Source organism: Thermoactinomyces sp. CICC 10521, from assembly GCF_016055135.1.
Taxonomy (GTDB): domain Bacteria; phylum Bacillota; class Bacilli; order Thermoactinomycetales; family Thermoactinomycetaceae; genus Thermoactinomyces_A; species Thermoactinomyces_A daqus.
The window spans coordinates 60,257-83,683 of sequence record NZ_JAECVZ010000013.1; the positions used below are offsets into that span (position 1 = coordinate 60,257).

Annotated in this window: 25 protein-coding genes; all 25 read left to right on the top strand. The window is 50.8% G+C overall.

The window, feature by feature from the left end:
- The first annotated feature begins 21 nt into the window (after nt 1-21).
- Nucleotides 22-225 (top strand): hypothetical protein, encoded by a 204-nt coding sequence (locus tag I8U17_RS10790; protein WP_198059383.1) that lies wholly within the window; start codon nt 22-24, stop codon nt 223-225.
- 330 nt (nt 226-555) lie between these two features.
- Nucleotides 556-906 carry an NADH-quinone oxidoreductase subunit A gene (locus I8U17_RS10795; RefSeq protein ID WP_033100550.1) on the top strand — a complete coding sequence of 117 codons (351 nt, stop codon included), beginning with the start codon at nt 556-558 and terminating at the stop codon, nt 904-906.
- On the top strand, nt 897-1,415 hold the full coding sequence (locus tag I8U17_RS10800; RefSeq protein WP_033100394.1) for a NuoB/complex I 20 kDa subunit family protein: 519 nt from the start codon (nt 897-899) through the stop codon (nt 1,413-1,415). Before I8U17_RS10795 ends, I8U17_RS10800 begins: the two co-directional genes overlap by 10 nt.
- On the top strand, nt 1,412-2,179 hold the full coding sequence (locus I8U17_RS10805; RefSeq protein ID WP_198059384.1) for an NADH-quinone oxidoreductase subunit C: 768 nt from the start codon (nt 1,412-1,414) through the stop codon (nt 2,177-2,179). The genes I8U17_RS10800 and I8U17_RS10805 overlap by 4 nt, the downstream gene beginning before the upstream one ends.
- A 3-nt stretch (nt 2,180-2,182) precedes the next feature.
- Nucleotides 2,183-3,283, top strand: coding sequence for an NADH-quinone oxidoreductase subunit D (locus I8U17_RS10810; RefSeq protein ID WP_033100393.1), 1,101 nt, complete (start codon nt 2,183-2,185; stop codon nt 3,281-3,283).
- Entirely contained in the window at nt 3,283-4,257 is a 975-nt protein-coding gene (nuoH, locus tag I8U17_RS10815) for an NADH-quinone oxidoreductase subunit NuoH (RefSeq protein ID WP_052154088.1), read from the top strand. Before I8U17_RS10810 ends, nuoH begins: the two co-directional genes overlap by 1 nt.
- Before the next feature lie 24 nt (nt 4,258-4,281).
- Nucleotides 4,282-4,734, top strand: coding sequence for an NADH-quinone oxidoreductase subunit NuoI (gene nuoI / locus I8U17_RS10820; RefSeq protein ID WP_033100392.1), 453 nt, complete (start codon nt 4,282-4,284; stop codon nt 4,732-4,734).
- 2 nt (nt 4,735-4,736) lie between these two features.
- Complete coding sequence (locus I8U17_RS10825) at nt 4,737-5,243, top strand: NADH-quinone oxidoreductase subunit J (RefSeq protein ID WP_033100547.1); 507 nt, start codon at nt 4,737-4,739, stop codon at nt 5,241-5,243.
- Nucleotides 5,234-5,539 (top strand): NADH-quinone oxidoreductase subunit NuoK, encoded by a 306-nt coding sequence (nuoK, locus tag I8U17_RS10830; protein WP_033100391.1) that lies wholly within the window; start codon nt 5,234-5,236, stop codon nt 5,537-5,539. Before I8U17_RS10825 ends, nuoK begins: the two co-directional genes overlap by 10 nt.
- Nucleotides 5,540-5,572: 33 nt before the next feature.
- A complete protein-coding gene (nuoL, locus tag I8U17_RS10835) occupies nt 5,573-7,438 on the top strand; it encodes an NADH-quinone oxidoreductase subunit L (RefSeq protein ID WP_198059385.1) in 1,866 nt (621 codons plus the stop codon).
- Nucleotides 7,435-8,958: a complex I subunit 4 family protein gene (locus I8U17_RS10840; protein WP_198059386.1), complete on the top strand. Its 1,524-nt coding sequence runs from the start codon at nt 7,435-7,437 to the stop codon at nt 8,956-8,958. The genes nuoL and I8U17_RS10840 overlap by 4 nt, the downstream gene beginning before the upstream one ends.
- Nucleotides 8,959-8,962: 4 nt before the next feature.
- Complete coding sequence (locus tag I8U17_RS10845) at nt 8,963-10,483, top strand: NADH-quinone oxidoreductase subunit N (RefSeq protein ID WP_198059387.1); 1,521 nt, start codon at nt 8,963-8,965, stop codon at nt 10,481-10,483.
- A 228-nt stretch (nt 10,484-10,711) separates the two neighbouring features.
- Nucleotides 10,712-10,951: a DUF1146 domain-containing protein gene (locus tag I8U17_RS10850; protein ID WP_198055544.1), complete on the top strand. Its 240-nt coding sequence runs from the start codon at nt 10,712-10,714 to the stop codon at nt 10,949-10,951.
- Nucleotides 10,952-11,023: 72 nt separating this feature from the next.
- Nucleotides 11,024-11,752, top strand: a complete 729-nt coding sequence (locus I8U17_RS10855; RefSeq protein ID WP_033100387.1) for a YwmB family TATA-box binding protein — start codon at nt 11,024-11,026, stop codon at nt 11,750-11,752.
- Nucleotides 11,753-11,773: 21 nt separating this feature from the next.
- Complete coding sequence (gene murA / locus I8U17_RS10860) at nt 11,774-13,069, top strand: UDP-N-acetylglucosamine 1-carboxyvinyltransferase (RefSeq protein ID WP_033100386.1); 1,296 nt, start codon at nt 11,774-11,776, stop codon at nt 13,067-13,069.
- A 265-nt stretch (nt 13,070-13,334) separates the two neighbouring features.
- Complete coding sequence (gene spoIID, locus I8U17_RS10865) at nt 13,335-14,360, top strand: stage II sporulation protein D (protein WP_198059388.1); 1,026 nt, start codon at nt 13,335-13,337, stop codon at nt 14,358-14,360.
- Nucleotides 14,361-14,449: 89 nt separating this feature from the next.
- Nucleotides 14,450-15,139, top strand: a complete 690-nt coding sequence (locus I8U17_RS10870; RefSeq protein ID WP_033100384.1) for a M23 family metallopeptidase — start codon at nt 14,450-14,452, stop codon at nt 15,137-15,139.
- A gap of 212 nt (nt 15,140-15,351) precedes the next feature.
- Nucleotides 15,352-15,636 carry a sporulation transcriptional regulator SpoIIID gene (gene spoIIID, locus I8U17_RS10875; RefSeq protein ID WP_033100383.1) on the top strand — a complete coding sequence of 95 codons (285 nt, stop codon included), beginning with the start codon at nt 15,352-15,354 and terminating at the stop codon, nt 15,634-15,636.
- A gap of 276 nt (nt 15,637-15,912) precedes the next feature.
- The gene (locus I8U17_RS10880; RefSeq protein ID WP_033100382.1) at nt 15,913-16,776 is read left to right on the top strand and encodes a DNA-directed RNA polymerase subunit beta; all 864 of its coding nucleotides are present in this window, start codon (nt 15,913-15,915) and stop codon (nt 16,774-16,776) included.
- Nucleotides 16,777-16,860: 84 nt separating this feature from the next.
- Complete coding sequence (locus tag I8U17_RS10885) at nt 16,861-17,385, top strand: CDP-alcohol phosphatidyltransferase family protein (RefSeq protein ID WP_033100381.1); 525 nt, start codon at nt 16,861-16,863, stop codon at nt 17,383-17,385.
- A 76-nt stretch (nt 17,386-17,461) separates the two neighbouring features.
- Nucleotides 17,462-18,778, top strand: coding sequence for an NAD-dependent malic enzyme (locus tag I8U17_RS10890; RefSeq protein WP_198055542.1), 1,317 nt, complete (start codon nt 17,462-17,464; stop codon nt 18,776-18,778).
- Between the two features lie 200 nt (nt 18,779-18,978).
- Nucleotides 18,979-19,404 carry a 3-hydroxyacyl-ACP dehydratase FabZ gene (gene fabZ, locus I8U17_RS10895; protein WP_033100379.1) on the top strand — a complete coding sequence of 142 codons (426 nt, stop codon included), beginning with the start codon at nt 18,979-18,981 and terminating at the stop codon, nt 19,402-19,404.
- A 321-nt stretch (nt 19,405-19,725) separates the two neighbouring features.
- Complete coding sequence (locus I8U17_RS10900) at nt 19,726-20,925, top strand: glycosyltransferase family 4 protein (RefSeq protein ID WP_033100378.1); 1,200 nt, start codon at nt 19,726-19,728, stop codon at nt 20,923-20,925.
- 341 nt (nt 20,926-21,266) lie between these two features.
- Nucleotides 21,267-22,292: a Gfo/Idh/MocA family protein gene (locus I8U17_RS10905; RefSeq protein WP_033100377.1), complete on the top strand. Its 1,026-nt coding sequence runs from the start codon at nt 21,267-21,269 to the stop codon at nt 22,290-22,292.
- A 16-nt stretch (nt 22,293-22,308) separates the two neighbouring features.
- Nucleotides 22,309-23,415 carry a DegT/DnrJ/EryC1/StrS family aminotransferase gene (locus I8U17_RS10910; RefSeq protein WP_033100376.1) on the top strand — a complete coding sequence of 369 codons (1,107 nt, stop codon included), beginning with the start codon at nt 22,309-22,311 and terminating at the stop codon, nt 23,413-23,415.
- Nucleotides 23,416-23,427: the final 12 nt, after the last annotated feature.

The following is a 23,427-nucleotide window of genomic DNA, read 5'->3' on the forward strand; positions in this document are numbered from 1 at the left end:
TTCCTGGGAAGGGATTACCCCATGCATGGGGGGGTGGCCGATAACGGGGATTCGGATCAAGGAAAACGGTGCGAAAAAGCAGTACAGGCGTTGCGGTTGCCTTTTCTCAGAGTCGGTCCATGCGGCCGGCTTTTTTATGGTTATCATGAACAGGAACCTTCGACAATCGAAAACGGAACGGGGACGGAGAACAAACAACACTTTGCCCGCATTTTGAGTCAATGAATTTTCAGGATCAATTTTTTGTCCAAACCGTCAACCTTCTCACAATTGGGAAAGTGTTGTATAATCAAACAATAGGAGCAACCCTCATCGCTTTTTTTCGGATCTGTCTATTTTTAGGAGTTTTTGTCGGGATGAGGCGATTTCGCTTAATGTTCCAGTTCAGTTATAAGTAGAGATTAAAATTGCAGAATTTTCCCCATTAATTCGCTAAAGTGGCTGGAAATGAGGGCTCCATATGATTGATGTTGACCAAGGCGCTCCTTGGTTTTTTTTGCCGAAGTTTTACCCGGAGGAGGGTGGATCGGTTTGCACAATGACACAAGCATCATCATGATTGCCGTTTTTTTTGTGGTCGGCATCGCCTTGCCGGTGGTGGCGTTATCCGTGGGAAGATTGCTGCGGCCGCACGATCCTTCAGCGGATAAATCCGTCACCTATGAGAGCGGGGTTGATCCGACCGGGGACAGTTGGGTTCAGTTCAATGTCCGCTATTATTTGTTTGCCCTTCTTTTTGTCATTTTTGACGTGGAGGCGGTATTCCTATATCCTTGGGCCGTCAGCTACAACGCATTGAGGTCGGACATGGGGCTGATGATGCTCCTGGAAATGGTCATCTTTGTCTTCTTTTTGGTCATCGGATTACTCTACGCCTGGAAAAAGAAGGTGTTGGAATGGAAGTGAACTTTGAAAACTTCACCCCGTTTGAAGAACAAGAGCTGAAGCGGAATGTATTTACCACCAACCTGGAGCAGATCAAGGCATGGGCGCGCAGCAGTTCGCTGTGGCCGCTGACGTTCGGCCTGGCGTGTTGTGCGATTGAAATGATGGGAACCGGCGGATCGCATTATGATTTGGATCGGTTTGGTGTGATTTTTCGTGCCTCTCCCCGTCAATCGGATGTGATGATCGTCGCCGGGACTGTTACGAAAAAGATGGGGCCGCTGCTGCGACGGCTGTATGATCAGATGCCGGAACCGAAATGGGTGATTGCCATGGGTTCCTGTGCGACGGCGGGCGGGCCTTATGTGAAGTCCTATTCAGTAGTCAAAGGAGTAGATCAAATTGTCCCGGTCGATGTTTATATTCCCGGTTGTCCGCCCAACCCGGCAGCACTGATCTACGGCATTCACAAATTGCAGGAAAAAATCCGCTATGAGGCCAAGCACGGGAAGAAGGTGACCAACGGATGAGCCATGAAGAGCAAAACGAAAAGGAGTTGCCAAAAGAGGAAAAGGAATTGCAGCCTGAGCCTTCCGCCGATGCAAAAACAGAGAAAAAAGAGGGAGAGGAAAACAACCCGGTAAAGGCAGAACCAGGAGAAAGCGATGCACCGGTGACGGCTAAGCCGGGTTTGCCGCCGAAGAGTTCCGTTCCGCGCGCACCGAGAGCAGCCGGGGCAGGCAAAGCGCGGCCGGCAGCAGGTGCGAGACCGAGGCCAGCGGCAAAGAAAGCGGAGAAGAAACCGGAGGAACCGTCACCGTTACAGCCGCAATTGGACCGTTTTCTCCGGCTGCTGAAAGACCGGTTGGGAGAAGGGGCGGTCAAGGAGGCGTATATCAATCGCGCCGGCAGCCATATTCCGACGCTGGTTGTGGATAAAGAGCACTGGCTGTCTCTTGCGCAATTGCTGAAGGAGGAAGAGAGCTTCCAGTTTGATTATCTGCGTCTGTTATCGGGAGTGGATTATGAGACGCATATGGAAGTGGTTTACCAATTTTATTCCTTTGCGTATGGTCATCAAATCGCGGTAAGGGTCAAGACCGGGCGGGACGAAGCGAAAGTGCCGAGCGTTTCCCATTTGTGGAAAGCGGCTGACTGGAATGAGCGGGAAGCGTATGATCTGCTTGGGATTCACTTTGAAAATCACCCGAATTTGCGGCGAATTCTGATGCCGGATGATTGGGTGGGGCATCCGCTCAGAAAAGATTACGAACCGCTTGATAAGGAGGTATAATCCTTGCTCCGGACGGAAGAGATGCTGTTGAATGTCGGTCCCCAACATCCGAGTACACATGGTGTCCTGCGCTTGATCGTGAAAATCGACGGGGAGATGATCGTCGATGCGGAGCCGGTGATCGGCTACTTGCACCGGGGGACGGAAAAACTGGCAGAAGACCTGAATTATACGCAAATCATTCCCTATACCGACCGGATGGACTACTTGTCCGCGATGACAAATAACTATGCCATCGTTCATGCCACTGAGCAATTGATGGGGCTGGAAATTCCCGAACGGGCCGAATATTTGCGTGTGATCGTGATGGAATTGAACCGGATCGCTAGCCACTTGGTGTGGATGGGAACCTACTTGCTGGATGTCGGTGCGATGAGCCCTTTTCTTTATGCCTTCCGGGATCGGGAAGAGATCCTGAATCTGTTCAATGAACTCTGCGGCGCGAGGATCACGTATAATTACATGCGCGTCGGAGGTGTAAAATGGGACGCACCGCCGGGATGGATTGAAAAAGTGGGAACCTTTGTGGAATATATGAAAAAACAGATGCGGGATTATCACGCTCTGATTACGGGTAATGAAATTTTTATCTCGCGGACCAAGGGTGTGGGCGTATACAGCAAGGAACTGGCCATCCAGTACGGCTTGTCCGGAGCGAACCTCCGCGTGACCGGGATCGACTGGGACCTGCGCAAAAAGCAGCCCTATTCCATTTACAGTCGGTTTGAGTTTGATGTGCCGACAGGGAAAACGGGAGACCTGTATGATAAATATCTCTGCCGGATGAATGAAGTGGTGGAGTCGCTCAAAATTATCGAGCAGGCAGTCAACCAGTTTCCGGAAGGCGGTTCCATCATGGGCAAAGTACCGCGTGTTCTGCGCGTCCCCGAAGGTGAGATTTACGTCGGAATCGAATCCCCGCGCGGAGAATTGGGCTGCCACATTGTGAGCAAAGGAAAAGACAAACCGTGGCGGTTGAAATTCAGGCGGCCTTCCTTCTACAATTTGCAGATTCTTCCCGTTCTTCTAAAAGGGGAAAATATCTCCAATCTGGTGGCGATATTGGGCGGAATCGACATTGTGCTCGGGGAGGTGGACTGCTGATGAGCCTGCTGGCGATTTTGGCCCCGGTCCTGCTTTTGGTGATCGTCCTTGCCTTTGTTACATATGCGATCCTGTTTGAACGCAAGGTGATCGGCTGGATGCAGAACCGCATCGGGCCCAACCGTGTGGGACCCTGGGGAATGCTGCAAACGGTGGCGGATGTGTTTAAGCTGCTGATCAAAGAGGATGTGATACCGGAAAAGGCTGATCGCGCTCTCTTCAAACTGGCACCTGCCATAGCGTTTGTGCCGGCTTTTGCCGTTCTTGCGGTCATTCCTTTTACCGAGACATGGAAATTCACTGATTTTGCCGTCGGTTTGCTTTACTACATGGCTGTTTCCAGCATCACGATTATCGGCATTATGGTCGGTGGATGGGCATCCAATAACAAATATGCGCTCCTTGGCGGAATGCGTTCGGCGGCGCAGATGATCAGTTATGAGATCCCGCTGGTCATGTCGGTGGTCGGGATCATCATGACGACCGGTTCCCTCAACCTGAACGATATCGTTCACAGCCAGAAGCACGTCTGGTTTATTTTTCCGCAAATCATCGGATTTCTCGTATTTTTGATTGCTGCCGTATCCGAACTCAATCGGACTCCGTTTGACTTGCCGGAGGCTGAATCGGAGTTGGTTGCCGGGTATCACGTGGAGTACACCGGATTCCGCTTCGCCTTTTTCATGCTGGCGGAATACGTGTATGTGTTTGCGATGGCCAGCCTGACCACGGTTCTTTATCTCGGCGGATGGAATGCCCCGTTCGGACTTACCATAATCCCGCCGATCATCTGGTTTATTCTCAAATTTTTGCTCGTCGTCTTTTTCCTCTTCTGGCTCAGGGCGACCATGCCGCGCATTCGCGTCGACCAACTGATGCAGTTTGCTTGGAAAGTGCTGTTGCCGCTGGCGATTTTCAATATCTTCCTGACAGCGGTGCTGAAAGAAGTACCGGGAATCGGGCACTTTTATTAATCGATACGACAGGAGGGATCAGTGGTGTTGGGATTGGTGAAGGGGTTGGGAATTACCCTGAAGAATATGACCAAACCGAGAGTTACCTACCGTTACCCGGACGAGCCGCTCAAGATGCCGGACCGCTTTCGGGGCATTCAGTACCTGGACCCGGAAAAGTGCATCGTATGCAATCAATGTGCCCGCATCTGTCCGACCGATTGCATTCAACTGACCGGCAAAAAAAATCCGGACCCTGAGAAAAAAGGGAAAGTCCTCGATACCTTTGACATCAATTTTGAAATCTGCATCCTGTGCGATTTATGTACGGAAGTTTGCCCGACGGAAGCGATTGTCATGACCAACAACTATGAACTTGCCGTGTACAGCCGCGATGAATTATTCAAGGACATCCGGTGGCTCCATGAAAACAACCAAAATATCCGCAGCGAAAACAGCACCAATCTGATCAAGAAGCCGGGAGGTAAAACAACATGAACCTGTCTGGCGAATTTATCGCCTTTTTTGTTTTATCCGTGATGGCGATTGGCGGAGCCGTTTTTATGATCAACATGCAGCGCGTGATGCATATGGCCTTGGCTTTGGCCTTTACCTTTTTCAGCATCGCCGGCATTTATCTCCTGCTCAATGCACCTTTTTTGGCGGTGATCCAGGTGCTGATCTACACGGGAGCCATTTCGATCCTCATGCTGTTTGGCATCATGTTGACCAAGCACCGGTATGAAGAAAAAAGCGCCGTCGCCCGCTGGCAGGGGGTAATCGGCTTTATCGGTGTTGCCTGCTTTTTGGGAGTGTTGATGTGGACGATTTATCGCACGCCGCTCCTCAGTGGCCAGGGCAATCCGAAGGATTTTGGCATCCACCAGTTGGGAGCGGCGGTGTTCAAGGAATACGCCATTCCTTTTGAAGTGGCATCCATCCTGCTCCTTGTGGCGCTGGTAGGGGCCGTGATCTTGGCTAAGAGGGAGGAAAACGAATGCAGCTGACATCATATCTCGCATTATCGGCCATTTTGTTCAGCATTGGCCTGTACGGGGTGTTAACCAAGCGGAATGCGGTTATCGTTCTGTTTTGCATTGAGTTGATGTTAAATGCAGCGAATCTCAACTTTGTCGCCTTTTCCAAATTCGGTCTGTTCCCCGGTTTGACCGGACAGGTTTTTACCCTGTTCACCATAACGATAGCCGCGGCGGAAGCTGCCGTGGGGATCGCCATTTTGATCGCGCTGTACCGCAATGTGCAATCGGCGGAAGCAGACCGTTATGATTCGATGAAAGGTTAAGCGCAAAAATCTCAAGAGAAGGAAGGATTTCATATGAGCGCACAAGTTGCACTCCTCATTCCCCTCTTTCCTTTCCTCGCTTTCCTTTTGTTGATTTTTGGCAGGAGGTTCTGGGGGGAAAAGGCGGCGGCGGGAATCGGCATTATCGCCACTTTCGCCTCATTTGCCGTCACACTGCCGGTCCTGTGGGGGAGTTTGGGCAAAGGGCAGACGATCACATGGAGCATACCGTGGTTTCATCTCGGGGAAAAGGCCGTTTTTCTCAGCATGCGTTTGGAACCGGTCAATGTCCTGATGCTGGTGATCGTGTCCGGTGTGAGTTTTCTCGTTCATCTCTATTCGTACGGGTATATGCGGAAAGATGAGCGCTTTACCGTGTTTTATGCTTATCTAACCCTGTTCACCTTCTCCATGCTGGGTCTGGTGATGTCGGCCAATTTGCTGCAAATCTATTTTTTCTGGGAATTAGTGGGCGTTTGCTCGTTTTTATTGGTGGGCTTCTGGTATTTCAAGCCGGAAGCAAAGGAGGCAGCCCGCAAAGCGTTTGTGGTCACCCGGATCGGGGATGTCGGTTTGTTCATCGCCATCGCTTTGCTCTACTGGCATGTGGGCAGTTTTGAGCTGATGGATGTAAAAGCGGCGGTTCTGAACGGTAAACTGACCCCGGGGATCATCACCCTGACCGCCATTTTGATTTTTGTCGGCGCTGTCGGAAAATCGGGGCAATTTCCGCTTCACACATGGTTGCCGGATGCGATGGAAGGCCCGACTCCGGTCAGTGCGCTGATCCATGCTGCGACGATGGTGGCCGCCGGTGTCTATCTGGTGGCAGATCTCTTTTTCCTCTTCACCGCTTCGCATCAGGCGATGAACGTCGTTGCCTATGTCGGCGGATTTACGGCGATTTTCGCTGCGACGATCGGTGTGGCGCAAAATGATATCAAGCGGGTGCTCGCTTACTCGACAGTGAGCCAGCTCGGCTATATGATGCTGGCATTGGGATCAACGGGTTATGTGGCAGGGATGTTTCATCTGATGACACATGCCTTTTTTAAAGCCCTTCTCTTCCTCTGCGCAGGTGCAGTGATCGTCAGCCTGCACCACGAACAGGATCTGAGAAAAATGGGCGGATTGTGGAAAACACATCGATGGCTGGGGTATTCCTTTTTGATCGGATGTTTGGCGATCTCGGGAATTCCGCCTTTTTCCGGTTTCTTCTCGAAGGATGAGATTTTGGAATCGGCGTATGCCGACGGGCGAACCGGTTTGTTCATCGTCGGGGTGCTTGCCGCCTTCTTCACCGCTTTTTATATGTTCCGCCTCTTCTTTATGGTATTTGCGGGACAGGCGCGGGGAGAGAAAAACAGGGAGCCGGTGCCGCGGGTCATGATGGTCCCGATTCTGATTTTGGCCTTTATGTCGATCATCAGCGGGTTTTTCAACACTCCCGGAGACCGGCTGGCACATTGGCTGACCCGTACCGGTACTGCCACCATTTCGCTTGAGCATGCGCCGGTGTGGATCTCGGCAGTGGCGATTGTTGTGGCGGCCGCCGGCATTTTTCTCGCTTATGCCATGTACGCCTCAGAGCGGATCAGCCCCGAACGGGTGGCAAAGTCTGTCCCTTGGGCATATCAGGTCGTTTATCGGAAGTATTACCTCGATGAGCTTTACCGGGCCGTGCTTGTCTGGCCGCTGAAGGGACTGGGCTGGATACTGACCGGTTTTGACCGCTTTCTCATTGGCGGGCTCGTTTACCTGAGCGCCTGGATTGCCCAGCTGATGGGAAGAATCGGATCCCGCCTGCAAAACGGGCAAGCGCAGACCTACGTTTTAATTAGCTTGATCGGATTTGTGATCTTGATTGTCGGTTTGACAGCGGGGAGGTTGTTTCCATGACAAGTTGGGTTGATTGGTTGCCAACGCTCGTCACCTTTTTTCCACTGCTCGGTGCGGTGATTTTGCTGTTTTTTCCCCGTGATCTGGTAAAAGGGCACCGCTTCGTCGGGATTTTGAGCACGATTCCGTCGCTGATTTTGGCAATTGTGATGTATCAGCGATTCGATCCGGCGTTGAACGGAATGCAGTGGTTTAAGTCCGTTACCTGGTTCCGGATTCCGATTTTCGGTGGAATGCCCTGGGAGTTTCATTACAGCATGGGCGTTGACGGGTTGTCGCTGCCACTGGTCGTTCTCACCTGTATCGTCAGCACATTGGCGGCGGTTGCCTCCCTTTATATCAAACAGAGGACAAAAGCCTATTATGCGCTCCTGCTGATTTTGCAGACGGGGATGGCAGGGGTGTTTCTGGCGGCAAACCTGTTCCTGTTTTTCATCTTTTTTGAGGTGACGTTAATCGCCACCTTCTTTCTCATTGGCGGCTGGGGCTACCTTGGTAAGGAGAAGGCGGCTAACCACTTTTTGCTTTATACCGGTTTGGGTTCCGGGTTCCTGCTTTTTGCCATGGTCGGGCTGCTCCTCTTTTTCGGCTCACTCGATTATTCGGTTTTACAGGGACGCATGGCCCAGCTGGCCACTCAGATGGCATTGTTGCCACCGCAGGCGCAAACGATGCTCTGGCTCATTTTCATAAGCCTGCTCATCGCGTTTGGCATCAAACTGCCAATCTTTCCCTTTCACAGCTGGATGCTGCGGGTGCATGTGGAAGCGCCGACGCCTGTGGTGATGATCCACTCCGGGATTCTTCTCAAAATGGGGGCCTATGGTTTAATCCGGTTCGGGGTGGGCCTGTTCCCGGGGTTTATGAAGGAAGCGGCTGCTGTCTTGTCCATTCTCGGGCTGGTCAATATTTTGTACGGCGCGATCCTGGCCTTTGTGGAAAGGGAACTGAAACGCGTGCTGGCCTTCTCGAGCATCAGTCATATGGGGATCGTGTTGTTCGGGCTCGCATCTTTAAATGAAATCGGATTGCAAGGGGCGATTTTCCAGGCGGTTTCCCACGGGTTAATTTCCGCCCTGCTCTTCTTCCTGGTTGGGAGTTTGTACCATCGCACCAAAACGACGCTGTTGGACGATTTGGGCGGATTGGCCAAAACGATGCCCGTCCTCTCTGGGATTTTGATGGTCGGTGCGCTGGCTTTGTTGGGGTTGCCGGGATTGTCGGGATTTATCAGCGAATTTTTCGCCTTCCTCGGTTTGTTTAAAGTGCGTCCCATTGTGGCTTCGGTGGGAGCGCTCGGCCTCATTTTGGCCGCCGTTTATGTATTGAGATTTCTGTTGCAAACGACATTTGGCCCGCTGAAGGAACGCTATCTCAACAGTCTCGACATCCAAGCGAAGGAAAGCGTCCCCATGTTCGTGCTGGTCGGTTTGATCGTGCTGATCGGAATTTACCCGGCGGCGCTCGGCGAACCGATGCACCATACCTTACAATATCTGGTAGCGAAGATCGGAGGGTAGGGACATGGAACATACATTGCTTGATTTTAATCTGAGGGTCATGGCTCCGGAGCTGATCATTGTCTCTGCCGCCGCCCTTCTTGTGATTCTTGAGCTATTGCTCAAAGAATCGACATCGCGCAATTGGATCGGCTGGCTCGGCCTGCTTGCCGTGATTGCTGCGGGCGTCAGCGTCGGAATGGAGTTTGGACATCCGCCCTATCAGATCCTCAATGACTCGTATCGGGTCGATTCTTTCAGTTTGGCTTTCAAAGCCCTGCTGCTGGGCGGGGGAGGACTGACGATCCTCTTTTCCCTTGCCGGGGGGAAGAATGAACAGCCCAAACCGAAAGGCGAATACTATATACTTTTGCTCGCAGCTCTTTTGGGCGGAATGATGATGGTTTCGTCGGCTGATCTGCTCGCGCTGTATGTGGGGTTGGAATTGCTGAGTCTGTCCTCGTACATATTGGTGGGCATAAACAAACGCGACCGGCATTCCAATGAAGCGGCATGGAAATATGTCGTGTTGGGCGGGGTGTCTTCGGCCTTTCTCCTCTACGGGATGTCGTTTTTGTACGGATTGACGGGAGCCACGAACCTGTTTGCGATTCAGGGAAAAATGGTGGAAATGGTGGCAACGCAAGATCAGGCATATATCTATGTGTCGCTCTTTTTGATGATGGTCGGCTTTGGCTTCAAAATTGCCACCGCTCCGTTTCACACCTGGACGCCCGATGTGTACCAGGGGTCCCCGACACCCGTTACCATCTTTCTGGCCGTGGTCTCCAAAGCAGCTGCGTTTGCCCTTGTGGCCCGGGTTCTCCTGATCGCTTATCTCCCGTTGGTCAGCACGGGAGCCTGGAATGAAATTGTCTCATGGCTGTTAATGATTTTGGCGGCCTGCTCCATGATTATCGGCAATACGGCGGCGCTGCGGCAAACCAATGCCAAACGTCTGCTCGCCTATTCAAGTATCGCCCAGGCGGGGTATGTTTTGGTTCCGCTCTCGACGCTGGGATTTGTAGGCTTTGATCTGTTTCCCAGCCTGTTCTATTACCTGTGTGCTTATCTGTTCATGACGGCAGGGGCATTCGCTGTGGCTGATTGCATCGCAAAAAGCAGTAAAAACGACCAGATCAGCGCCTTTGCCGGACTTTCCCGCCGCTCTCCCTGGCTGGCAGGTGTCATGACCATCTTTTTAATCTCGTTGGCCGGTTTTCCGGTGACAGCCGGCTTTTTCGGTAAGTTTTACCTGCTTACCAGCGCCGTCGGCAGCAATCAGGCCTGGCTCGCAGCCGCCATGATTTTGACAACGATTGTTTCCTATTATTACTACTTTGAGTTTATACGCCAGATGTATTTTCGGGCGCCGGATCTTGCCGCCCCCAGGGTAAGCGTTTCCTGGGCAGCCTGGGCCGTTCTGGCGATCGGGGTTGCCGGAACGCTGGCGCTCGGGTTGTTTCCCGACCTTCTCCTGCACGAATTGGGCAAAATCGATTGGCATTCCGCATTTGCCCAGGCGCAAAATGCGATTCGACAATAAGGGTGATCGGGACAAAAAATACCCCGTTTCCTGGTCGGACGAAGCGGGGTATTTTTGCGGAATGCCTTGAGAACAGCCGACTTTACCGGCAATTCCGGGTGAAGCGTCGGGAAAACAGGCAGGCGAAAATCGAAATTTGTTTGCCAATCAGAAAAAAACTTTGCGCGACCGTTCATTTTTTTGTACCATGATACCATGTGAGAACATGTGCCTGAAGGAGTGCATATGATGGATGGAGCGACGCAATTGGCGCTTTCTTCTCTGGTGGACATACTCATTTCGCTCGCCTGCATTTTGGTCTGTTGGTGGGTGCTGACGGGAGTTCGCCTCGAAGTCATTTTCAAGAAAGGGCGAACAACTGCAGTGAAGGCTCTTCATGTGATTTTGGCCTTGGTCCTGGGGCATCAGCTCGCCACCTTCTTCATCGATTATCTGGGTTGGTCCAAACTGCTGGGGCAGCTCTTTTAGGGGATCATGGGTATATTCTCTCCCGTAAATGCGAAAAATGGGAATAATATTAATTTATGGGAGAGAAGGATGATGAGGAAATTTCGGTTGATTGAAGCAACCGTTTGGCTGTTGTTTTCCTTCTTGCTGATGGGTTCCCAGATGAAATTGGGACCGGAACAAAAATTGCTGCAGGTTTTTCATTCTGTCGGTGGACGTCCGGAGCTTTATGTGCTCCATTTTGGAAGCCGTACACCGGATGCAATGACGAAAGAGAGAATGGACCAATTGGCTGGGAAGCTCCAAGTCTCTTTAGGCACAGCTTCGTTGAAAAAAAATGCAGAAACAGACGGAATCCGATATACGGCAACGGGATGGATTGCACCGGATCTCCTGGTGCAATGGGTTATGATCAACGATGAGCCGTCCAGCGATAAGGTTCGGCCGTATCTTTCCCTTCAACTGATCGGGAAGGGGGAGCCCGGGGCTGATTTTGCAAAAGCGCGTGACCGTTGTACGAAGGTTTTGCGAGAAAACGGAATCATCCCTTCTTATCATTTTTCCGTACAAGGTACCGCGTCGGTTGGGCATACTGATGCTGAAAACTTGTTGACCCGGGTAACCCGGATGCTTAAAGCAAGAGAAGTGGAAGAGATGCGGACAGACCGCACCATTAGCCTATCCTTGTTTTCTCCCCTACTCTCCAGCGGCATTCGGACAGGCGGTGGAGTGATGAATGTACAGGTTGCGGCACGGATGAACCATGACACTCATCGCTTGATATTGACATTAGGAACTCCGATTATCACCATAGAATATTAGGTCTTATGGGGGGGAAGAGCTATGGAAAAAATTATTGTTCAGGGTGGGACGAGATTAAGAGGCAGAGTAAAAGTTCACGGGGCAAAAAATGCCGTCCTTCCGTTGATTGCGGCATCGATCCTGGCTTCCAGAGGGGAAATTTCGATTCTGGATGTACCGATGCTGGAGGATGTCAAAACAATCACGCAGATGCTGAAGCGCCTCGGAGTTGCCGTAACGCTGAATGAAGACAATGTCGTGATCAATGCGGAAAAAATGATCTCCACCGAAGCACCTTATGATTTGGTGCGCAAAATGAGAGCGTCCGTGTTGGTCATGGGGCCTCTCCTCGCTCGCAAAAAACGCGCACGTGTTCCGCTCCCCGGAGGGTGTGCAATCGGTAGCCGTCCCATCGATCTTCACATCAAGGGATTTGAAGCGATGGGGGTTCAGTTTGAGACGGGACAGGGCTTTATTGAAGGGTATGTCCCCGACCGGCTGAAAGGTGCGACGATCTATCTCGATTTCCCGAGTGTGGGGGCGACCCAAAACATCATGATGGCCGCGACGCTGGCGGAAGGGCGCACCATTATCGAAAATGCCGCCTGTGAACCGGAAATCGTCGATTTGGCCAATTTCCTCAATGCGATGGGAGCGAAAGTGCGGGGGGCCGGTACCGATGAAATCCGCATCGACGGTGTGGATTTCTTGCGCGGAACGGAGTATACCGTCATTCCCGACCGCATCGAAGCGGGAACATACATGGTTGCAGCTGCGATTACCCGCGGTGAGGTGTTCGTTGAGGGAGCCATTTCCGATCACCTCGTTCCGTTGATCGCCAAATTGCGCGAGATGGGAGTCCATGTACTGGACGGGGAAAACGGCATTCATGTCCGGGCTGACGGAGATTTGAAACCGGCCGATGTCAAAACGCTTCCTTATCCGGGATTCCCCACCGATATGCAGTCGCAGATGATGGCGCTGCTGCTGACGGCAAAAGGGACCAGCCTGCTGACGGAAACCGTGTTTGAAAATCGCTTTATGCATGTGGAAGAGTTTAAACGGATGGGAGCGCAAATCAAAATCGACGGTCGGACTGCGATTATCGACGGCGGGAAACCGCTGTCCGGAGCGCAGGTGAAAGCGACCGATCTGCGTGCGGGGGCCGCTCTGATCCTGGCGGGACTGGCAGCCGAGGGGATCACCGAGCTGACCGAACTGCATCACGTCGACCGCGGATATGTGGACATCGTGGGCAAGCTGCGGGGACTCGGGGCCAAGATCGCCCGCGTACCCGTGGAAGAAGCAAGTCATCTCAAACAAAAATCCTTTGCCTGAAATGAGTAACAGGAAAGCGATCACCGTGTGAAAGGTGGTCGCTTTTCTTTTTTTCTATCAAAGCGCGATTGCATGGCGGGATGTGACTCATCTTGACTTTCCTGCGTTCCGGTTTGTCTCGCCAATGTCCTCACCCATCGGTTACATTCTGTTTTTTGTTCTAAACCGCTTTCCGCTTTTCATAGTTTAATAGTGATTTAATCGGTACTCAGGAGATGGAGTAACCCAATACCGGCACTATACAAAAAACGGAGGCGAAAGCGGCTTGCATAAGGGATACCTGTTTGTCTTTCTGGGGTTGTTGCTGGTGATTACCGTCATTCCGGCTGTGTTGGTGTGGATCGGATCGGATTCCTCTCCCACATTGGCGGATTCCGGTGCAACAAAGAGCGTAGATGAGCAAAAGTGGAAGGTGCGGGTTTTTTTGACGGAGGAACAACGCGTCGTCGAGATCCCCCTGGAGCAATACGTCTGCGGAGTGGTTGCTTCAGAGATGCCGGCCGACTTTGCCATGGAAGCATTAAAGGCGCAGGCGCTGGCGGCCAGAACGTATATCGTCGACCGGATGGAAAAAGGAAATTTCAAGGATATGGCTGAGTGGGGAGAAAAAGCGAAAAGCGCCTATGTCACCGATACGGTGCAGCACCAGGTGTATACGACAAACGAAAAGCTGCATCGCGAATGGGGAAACAAGTATCAGCAAAATTGGAAGAGGATTTCCGAAGCGGTTGCGGCTACCAAAGGAGAGATTATCACCTACCAGGGAAAACCGATTTATGCCGCTTTTTTCTCGACAAGCAATGGGCAGACGGAAAACTCCGAGGATTATTTCAACGAGAAGTACCCTTATCTGCGCAGCGTTTCGTCGCCCTGGGATGAAATCTCTCCCAAGTTTTTGCAGCAGCAAAGCATGTCATTGACGCAATTGATCGGAAAGCTGGAAAAGTCGCTCGGCATTAAAATCAGCCTGTCTGCCTCGACCGGGGAGCCTCTGTTAAAAGTGATCAACCGGACTCAGAGCAATCGTGTGGCCCAGGTCAGGGTGGGGGACAAGTTATTGAGCGGCCGCAAAGTAAGGGAAGCGCTGAATCTCCCATCCTCTGATTTTTCCTGGAAAATCACGGGGGATCGCGTGCAGATCACCACCAAAGGCTACGGGCATGGGGTCGGCATGAGCCAATGGGGAGCCAACATGATGGCAAAACAGGGGAAAAAGGTGGAGCAAATTATCAAATATTACTATCACGGCGTGGATATCAGCCCGATCCCCGATTCTTCAAGTGTCGGATAAAGAGGGGTTCGGGGAATATACCAAAAATTTGCAGGCTTGGGTATAAAAAGAGATTTCGAGGTCGACAATGGTTCCTGAGGTGATTGTTCATGAAACCTGAGGAACCAAAAAATCAAGTTTCTGACTTTGAAAAAGCGAAGCGCCGTTTGAAGTGGAAAAAATTATTTGCCCAGAAATGGTTTTTCCCGGCCGTTTACCTGACCGCGGCAGCACTGATTCTAGCTATTGCTTGGTGGTATCAGGATTATCGGGTTCATCAAGTGACCGAGACAACAAAACGCACCGTTCAACAATCTCTGCCGATGGAGCCGATTCCATCCAATCCGACAGATGATGATTTCGTGTTGCCGATTGCCCCGGATGCGCATGCGGTGAAGACGATGGGTTTTTATGATGAAGCGGCTTCCGAAAAGGAGCGGGAAGCTTCGCTGGTCAAATATGCCAATTCCTTTTGGCCGCATTCCGGGATTGACTTTGCCCGCAAAGACGGGAAGTCATTTGATGTTGTCGCGGCATTGGAAGGAAAGGTTATTCGTGTTGAAGCGAATCCGGTTGTGGGATACCAAATCGAAATCCAACACGACAGCGGGATTACGACCGTCTACCAAAGTCTGAAAGAAGTCAAGGTGAAAAAAGGGCAAATGGTGAAAAAAGGACAGGTGATTGCCACAGCAGGCCGGAACAGCTTTGAAAGAGAAGCGGGCATCCACTTGCATTTTGAAGTCAGAAACAAGGATCATCAAGCAATGAATCCGGCTGAATATCTGCCAAATTCCTGAAGGCGAAACGCTCTCAAAAACGAGGGCGTTTTTTTGTATCCATAAAATGGTGAAGCCGGAGGGGGGAAAACGGGGCAGCAACTCGGGAGGAGCGGAGGCTGCCGCGACCCATAAAAAATAGCTTGTTTATGCCTGTCTCAGCGCGTTTCGAAAGAATAACCCCTACCCCCTGTCAATATAATGTACCAAATGAATGAAAGGGGGCACGGCGGGTGCATGATTATATAAAAGAAAGGACCATAAAGATCGGGCATTACTTTGTGGAGACGCGCAATACCGTGAGAATGATCGCCAAGGAATTTGGCGTTTCCAAAAGTACCGTGCATAAGGATTTGACGGAGAGGCTTCCCGAAATCAATCCCGATTTAGCGAATCAGGTGAAGGAAATTTTGGAATATCATAAGTCCATTCGCCATATTCGAGGAGGAGAAGCGACAAAGATCAAATATAAGCGGAATAAGGAAAATAAATCAGGGGAAGTTTCACTGAAAGTTTAATATTTTCCTGTGGCACCGGACGCATTACATAAGATTAAAAAAAGAGAGAGAAAATCTCATTTTGCGAGGTGGCCTGACAGTCTCCGGTGCTCTTTTCTGTATAAGAAACGTTCAAACTCCTCCAGCTCTAAGTGTAGACTTATGTTAATAGTTACGATATATTCTATTATGAACATAGCTGGATTTTATCAATTGCTTGTTGTTTTGCTTTGGACGAGCTTTTTATAGATGGTTGAATCATAATGTGGAGAAGTAAGCCTTTGGAGAGGAATGCAGATGAGTTATCCAAATAAAGAAACCCCAGTTGACAAAAAGTCGGAAACGGTTGAAAGTCCCGGACAGGAAACCAAAGAAAAAAGCTCGCCTTCGGAAACCAAAGAAATGACGCGTTTGCCCGTCGGAAAGCTGAAATGGAGCAAAGACGAAGAGGAAGAGCAGGATATAGAACTGATCTTGGCCAAAAGCAAAAAAAATGAGGCGGTTTCTCCCAAAAAAGAAGATGGAAACGAATCCAGTACGGCGGGCGTTGCCGGGAATTCGCCGAAATCTTCTCCGAAAGAGGATGCAGATCCTCTCTCCAAGCCGCAAGGGAAAGCGGGCCTGGCCAAAGAAGGGGAAACCCCGCAAAAGGAAGTTGCTTCTTCTGCCGAGTCAACGCAGACGGCCAAGCGGGAGCTTACGATCGAAGACACATTAACTCCGATTGACTTTAAGGAGTACCTGATCGATCCCAAGCAAACCAAAAGCGAAGAACAGGCGCAGTTTAAAACGGAAGTTAAAAAACCTGTCTTTCAAGCAGAACCGCTTCCGAAAAAAGAAGAATCGAACGCAAAAGCAGAAAAAGAAGAACCAAAGTCGAAGGAACAGAAAGAAAAGCCCAAGGTAAAAGAAAAAACCAAAGCAAAAGAGAAACCAAGTGTACAGGATAAACGTTTTGGGGAAGATGCAAAAGAAGATAAAAAATCTTCGAGCCAAAACCTGGCGCGGATAGCCAAAATCCTGTGGTTCCCCGTTACGATCGTTGTGGTCTTGATTGTAGGATTCATCATCGGTCATACGGTGATCGGGGATCAACCGGCAGGCGATCTTTTTAATATGAGCATGTGGAACCATATCTATGATTTGCTCTTTACGAAATAGGCCCGTCGAGGTTGTACAGACGGGAGCTTTTCTTTTCGGAAGAGGGGATCGTGTGAAAATCAGTAACTGTGAGGAGGGATCCTGGTGAATTTGCCCAATCTGATTACGTTGGTTCGCTTTGTTTTTATTCCCTTGTATCTGTTCGTTTTCTTTTCGGATTTGCCGGGCCACATGTACTGGGCGGTTGGGATTATCCTTCTCGCAGGTTTGACTGATGTGTTGGATGGATACTTAGCGCGCAAGACCAAACAGATTACCCAGCTCGGAATTATGTTAGACCCGTTGGCGGACAAGCTGATGATGATCGCCATTTTCCTGTCGCTTCTGATTTCGGGGAAAATCAGTTTTTGGGCGGCTTTTGCGATCTTTTTCCGCGATTTTACCATGATCGTCTGCTCGGCGATTTTTCATTTTCGCGGTAAAAAAACGGTTCCGGCCAACATTTTCGGCAAGCTGACAACCGTTCTTTTCTATTTGACATTATTCCTTCTTCTTTTCGACTTGCCGAATGCCGAAACGTTCTTGTGGTCGGTGATTGTGCTCTCTTATATCACTTCGCTCATCTATATGCTGCAATTGAAAACGGTCAATGGACGGATGATGCAATAAGAATCGGCGAAAATAAAACCGATTCTTTTTTTATATAAAGAGATTTTGTATGATAAGGGAATGGGGAGGTGCACCAATGACGGCACGAAATATTACACGTACTATTATCGTAGAAACCCCCTCCAGACCGGGCAATTTGGGCAAAGTGACCACTGCGATCGGACAGGCCGGCGGAGATATCGGGGATATTACCACTATCAAAATCGGACCGCTCTCCACCGTTCGTGATATCACGGTTCAATTTGAAAGCGATGAACAATTGGAAGTGGTTGTGCGGGCGATCGAAGCACTTGGAGGCGGCATTTATGTGCACGGAGTTTCAGATGAGGTGTTGAGAGCGCACGAAGGTGGGAAAATCCGGATGGTCAGCAAGTTGGATATACGCTCACTGGCTGACTTGCGCCGGGTGTATACCCCTGGTGTGGCTGACGTTTGCCGCGTAATCCAGGAAGAGCCGGAGAAAGCCCGATATTATACAAGCATCGGCAATACTGTGGCTATTGTGACGGATGGTACGGCCATCTTGGGATTGGGAAATATCGGACCGCTGGCCGGGATGCCGGTGATGGAAGGGAAAGCGGCATTATTTGACCGCTTTGCCGGAATCAGCGGTATCCCGATTTTGCTTGACACCAGCGATCCCGATGAGGTGGTTCGCACGATTAAGAACATCAGTCACAGTTTTGGTGGCATTTTGTTGGAGGATATCGGTTCCCCGCATTGCTTTGAAATCGAAGAACGCCTGAAACGGGAACTCCCGATTCCCGTCATGCATGATGACCAGCACGGAACGGCCGTTGTCACTCTTGCCGCAGCGATTTCGGCTTGTCGTGCGACCGGAATTGAACTGAGGGACGCAGTCGTCGGACAGATTGGTCTGGGGGCGGCGGGACTGGCCATTTGCCGCATGTTTATGGCTTATGGGGTTAAAGAGATGTGCGGGGTGGATCGTCAGGCAGCCGCGCTCGACCGTTTGCGGCAATACGGTGGCACACCGCTCGGTTCACTGGAAGAGTTGATGGAAAAATGTGACATCGTCGTGGCAACCACTGGCGTTCCGGGCCTGATCAAGCCGGAGATGATTCGTCAGGGGCAGGTGATTCTGGCGCTTTCCAATCCGAAGCCGGAGATCGATCCGGTATGTGCCCTGAAAGCGGGAGCAGCATTTGCCGCGGACGGGCGTTCGGTCAACAATGTTCTCGGATTCCCCGGAATTTTCCGCGGGGTGCTCAATGCCGGCGCACGTGATATCACCCATGAGATGCTGGTAGCGGCGGCACAGGCTATCGCCGATTGCACCAGCGAAGGAGAACTGGCTCCTCACCCGCTTGATCCGGAAGTGCATCGAAGAGTGGCCCGCGCCGTGGAACAGGTGGCTTCGCAAAAAAATTGAAGATGATTGATGAAAGCATTAAGAAAAGAGGCTCCTGCTCAGATGCCGGAGTCTTTTTTGTTTGGGAAAATGCACCTTCATTTGTAAGAAATCCGCCCATTTTGCGGGCGCCGCTCCCTTGGTATTTCCAGGGCCCATTCGTTATAATGATGACAAGTGCCTGAAGCCGGAAAGCCCTGAGAATGGAAAGGAGTTTGATCATGGAACTTGATGCAAAGCAGATTCAGGAAATTATTCCGCACCGCTACCCCTTTTTGCTGGTCGATAAGATCACGCACCTTGAGCCGGCAAAGAAAGCAATCGGTGTGAAAAATGTGACAATCAACGAGCCTTTTTTCCTCGGCCATTTTCCGGAATATCCGGTGATGCCGGGAGTTCTCATCATTGAAGCATTGGCGCAGGTGGGAGCGGTTGCGGTTCTCAGCTTGGAGGAAAATCGCGGCAAAATCGCGTTCTTTGCCGGGATCGACAATGTGCGTTTCCGCGATCAGGTCAAGCCGGGTGATGTGCTGACGCTGGAGGTGGAAATGACCCGCGTCAAAGGACGGGTAGGCAAAGGGAAAGGGACAGCCCGCATCGGTGATAAAGTGGTGGCCGAGGGAGAATTGATGTTTGCCATTTCCTGAACGGAAGAGCTTGATACATAAAAGCGGAAGGTCCGTGAAAGGAGGACCTTCCTTCTCATGTCCGTTTCGGTTAATCCCAGAGATGAAAAAGGCGAAGACTGAAATAGAGAATACCCCATAATGGAAGACTAATCATTATCCCGTTTATGATTCCGAGCATGGAGTCATACGAATCACTCGCCATTTTTTGTCTTCTCATGATCCTTTCTCCTCCAAAAGGGGTGTTATGCTTATTATCACCGATTTGGCCCGATCTACCCCCGGAGAATCAGTGGAAATGAAATCCGCTTGGTCTTTTATTTCTGAAGGATGTGTTGGACGATGAAAAAACGCATACTCGTTATTTCCCATATGTATCCAAATGGTGTAAACCCGATGGCGGGAATTTTTGTGCAAAACCAAACAAAAGCACTGCAAGAGGCCGGGCTAGATGTTCGCGTCGTCGCCCCGATGCCTTCATTTCCGCTTTATCCGAAATGGCGGGGGTACCGCCGTTTGCCCGGGCGGATGGTAAGAGAGGGAATTCCCGTCCATTATGTGCCGACACGGATGTTTCCGGGTGGATTTTTCTTTTCGCAGTATGGGAATTACTATATCGATTCACTGCGAAAAGTGATTTCCTCCATCCGCGAGGAATTTTCCTTCGACCTGATCCATTGCCATACGATTTATCCGGATGGTTATGCAGGAGCAAAATTGAAAGAGGAGTTTGGAGTCCCGGTTGTCAGCACGATCCACGGATCTGATATTTTGCTTTATCCAAAGCGGAACAAGGGAGTCCATGCCCGCACGCTTCGTGCACTTCAGGGAAATGATCATGTGATCGCAGTGAGTGACCGGCTGAAAAGAGAAGCACTGGCCATGTGGCCGGACCTTTCCGTTTCCACCATCTATAACGGCTTTGACCCCAAGCAGTTCTTCCCGGTGGCGAAAGAAGAAGCACGGCGGCGACTGGGATTGCCGGAACGGGAAAAAAGCGTGTTGTTTGTGGGAAACCTGCTCCCGGTCAAAGGGGTTCATTTTCTTTTGCAAGCGTTTAAGCAAATCGTTCCGGATGGAAACGGAATCCGCCTTTATTTGGTCGGAGATGGACCGCTTCGCGCAGAATTGGCCCGGCAGGCGGAGGAATTGGGCATTGCGGCACATGTAACTTTTTTGGGTAGAAAACCCTATGACGAGATCCCTTTGTGGATCAGCAGTGCGGATGTGGTCGCATTGACCAGCCTGAGCGAGGGATTGCCGTCGATTTTGCTGGAAACGATGGGGTGCGGCCGGCCGATGGTGGCAACGGATGTCGGAGGAATTTCAGAGGTGTTGAGAAACGGCGAGACGGGTTGGCTCGTCCCGAGTGAGAATGTGGAACGCATTGCTGCTTCCTTGAGGGAAATTCTGGAGGATGAAGAGCTTTGCCGGAGAATGGGAGAGCAGGCATTGGAGGCGTCCAAATCCCTGACCTGGGAACAGAATGCGGCCAGAACCAAAGAGTGTTACAAAGAAGTGATAGAACGGAAAAGTTTATGACTTTTTTGATGTGGGGATACCCAAAACATTTCAACTATGTTACAGTGTATGGTAGGTTTGTAACGTTACTGTAATATATGCTTGTGAATAATCAGGATGAAAAGAGGGATTTTTGAGAGCGGATGACCTCCGTTGACGTCACGGAACGAAAGAGGTTTGATCCGCGTTCGGGGGATAATTGCCAGAGCGATCTTGCTCACTCCCCTGCATCAAGGTGTAAGAGCCTGACGCAACAATCCACTTTGTTGTTCGTTTTTCAATACCATTTTATTCTCATGAGCGATACTTAAAAATGTAAATCGTGTTGACCGATTTTGTGGATAAGAAAAGAGGGCGATTCTGTGATACGCTATGGAATTGTAGGCTGTGGACATATTGCCAAAAAGCACGTGGCTGCCATAGCGGCAGTGGAAGGAGCCGAGCTGGCAGCCGTTTGCGATACCAACGAAGAGCGGCTGAAGGAGTTTGCTGTGGGCGACGTTCGCGGTTACACCGATTTATCGGAAATGCTGAAATCGGATATCGATGTGGTGAATATCTGCACCCCCAGCGGACTGCATGCAGATTTGACCGTACAGGCGGCTGAAGCGAAAAAACATGTGATCGTGGAAAAACCGATGGCGCTCACCCTGGAAGATGCCGATCGAATGATCGATGCCTGTGAGCGAAATGGAGTGAAAATGGCTGTCGTTCATCCAAACCGTTTTCGCCCGGCTGTCGTCCAATTGCGCAAACAATTGGAGAACGGGGCTTTTGGAAAACTGGGTCACGCCAATGCGACCGTGCGCTGGAACCGGAATCAAGCTTATTACGACCAGGCACCCTGGCGCGGAACCAAAGCGATGGATGGCGGCGTGTTGATGAACCAGGCCATTCACAATATGGATCTTTTGCTGTGGATGATGGGCGATATCGAGGAAGTTTCCTCATATCATGCGACCCGTGTTCGTGACATTGAAGCGGAAGATACGTCGGTTTCGATCATCCGTTTTAAAAACGGCGCTCTCGGCGTGCTTGAAGCGGCTGTCACCATTTATCCGCGCAATCTGGAGGAATCCCTCAGTATTTTCGGGGAAAAAGGGACGGCCATCATCGGCGGGCCAACCGCAAACTGGATCAAGCAATGGAAGTTTGAGGGACTGGAAGAGGACGAAGCACAAGCGGTCATCGAGCAGGTGGAAAAGGACCCTTACGGCATTCCCGGTCACCAGTGCATCATTCAGGATATGACGGATGCGATCCGCGAAGACCGCACGCCGGTTGTCTCCGGGGAAGAAGGACGGAAAGCGCTCAGCTTCGTGATTGCTTGCATCGAGTCTGCCGAAACCGGAAAACCGGTACGCATGGCTGAATTAAACCGCAAATAAAGGAGTCAGGATAACCATGAAAAACATCCCTTTGTTAGATTTACAAGCACAATTGGCAACAATTCGCGGCGAAGTATTAACCGCTGTTGAAAAGGTGCTTGACAGCGGGCAGTACATCATGGGTCCGGAAGTAAAGGCATTTGAAGAAGAAGTGGCCAATTACGTCGGTGTGAAACATGCGGTCGGAGTTGGAAATGGAACGGATGCGCTTCTTCTGGCTCTGGATGCTGCGGGCATTGGCGCCGGAGATGAAGTGATCACCACGCCGTTTACGTTTTTCGCCACTTCCGAGGTCGTGTCCAGACTGGGAGCAACCCCCGTTTTCGTCGATATTGATCCCAAAACCTACAATATCGATGTTGATCAGATCAAGGCAAAAATCAATGAAAAAACGAAAGCGATCATTCCGGTTCACATTTTCGGGCAGCCGGCCAACATGGATGAAATTATGGAACTGGCTGAAAAGCATAACCTGTTTGTGCTGGAAGACGCCGCACAAGCGATGGGTTCGGAATATAAAGGACGCAAGATCGGTTCACTCGGACATGCAGCAACCTATTCCTTTTTCCCGACCAAAAACCTGGGCGGATATGGAGACGGCGGGATGGTCGTTACCAATGATGATGAATTGGCGAGCAAGATTCGCATCCTGCGCGTCCACGGAAGCAATCCGAAATATTATCACAGCGTGCTCGGGTACAACAGCCGCCTCGATGCGATTCAAGCCGCCATCCTGCGCATCAAATTGCGCCATTTGGATGACTGGAACAATGCCCGCCGGCAAAAAGCGGCACTTTATAATGAATTGCTCAAGGATACTCCGCTGGTTACGCCATATGCCGCAGAAGATCGCAAGCACATTTATCATCTTTACATCGTGCAGGCGGAAGACCGCGACGATCTGATGGCATACCTGAAGGAAAAAGGAATTTCCACCGGCGTTTACTATCCGGTGCCATTGCATCGCCAGAAAGTGTATGAATCGCTCGGTTACGGAGAAGGAAGCATTCCCAATGCGGAGTACATGGCCAAACGCACGTTTGCGCTGCCTCTTTATGCAGAGCTCTCCGATGAAACCATTCACGCGATTGTCGATACGATTAAAACGTATTACAACAAATAAGGGCAAAGGATG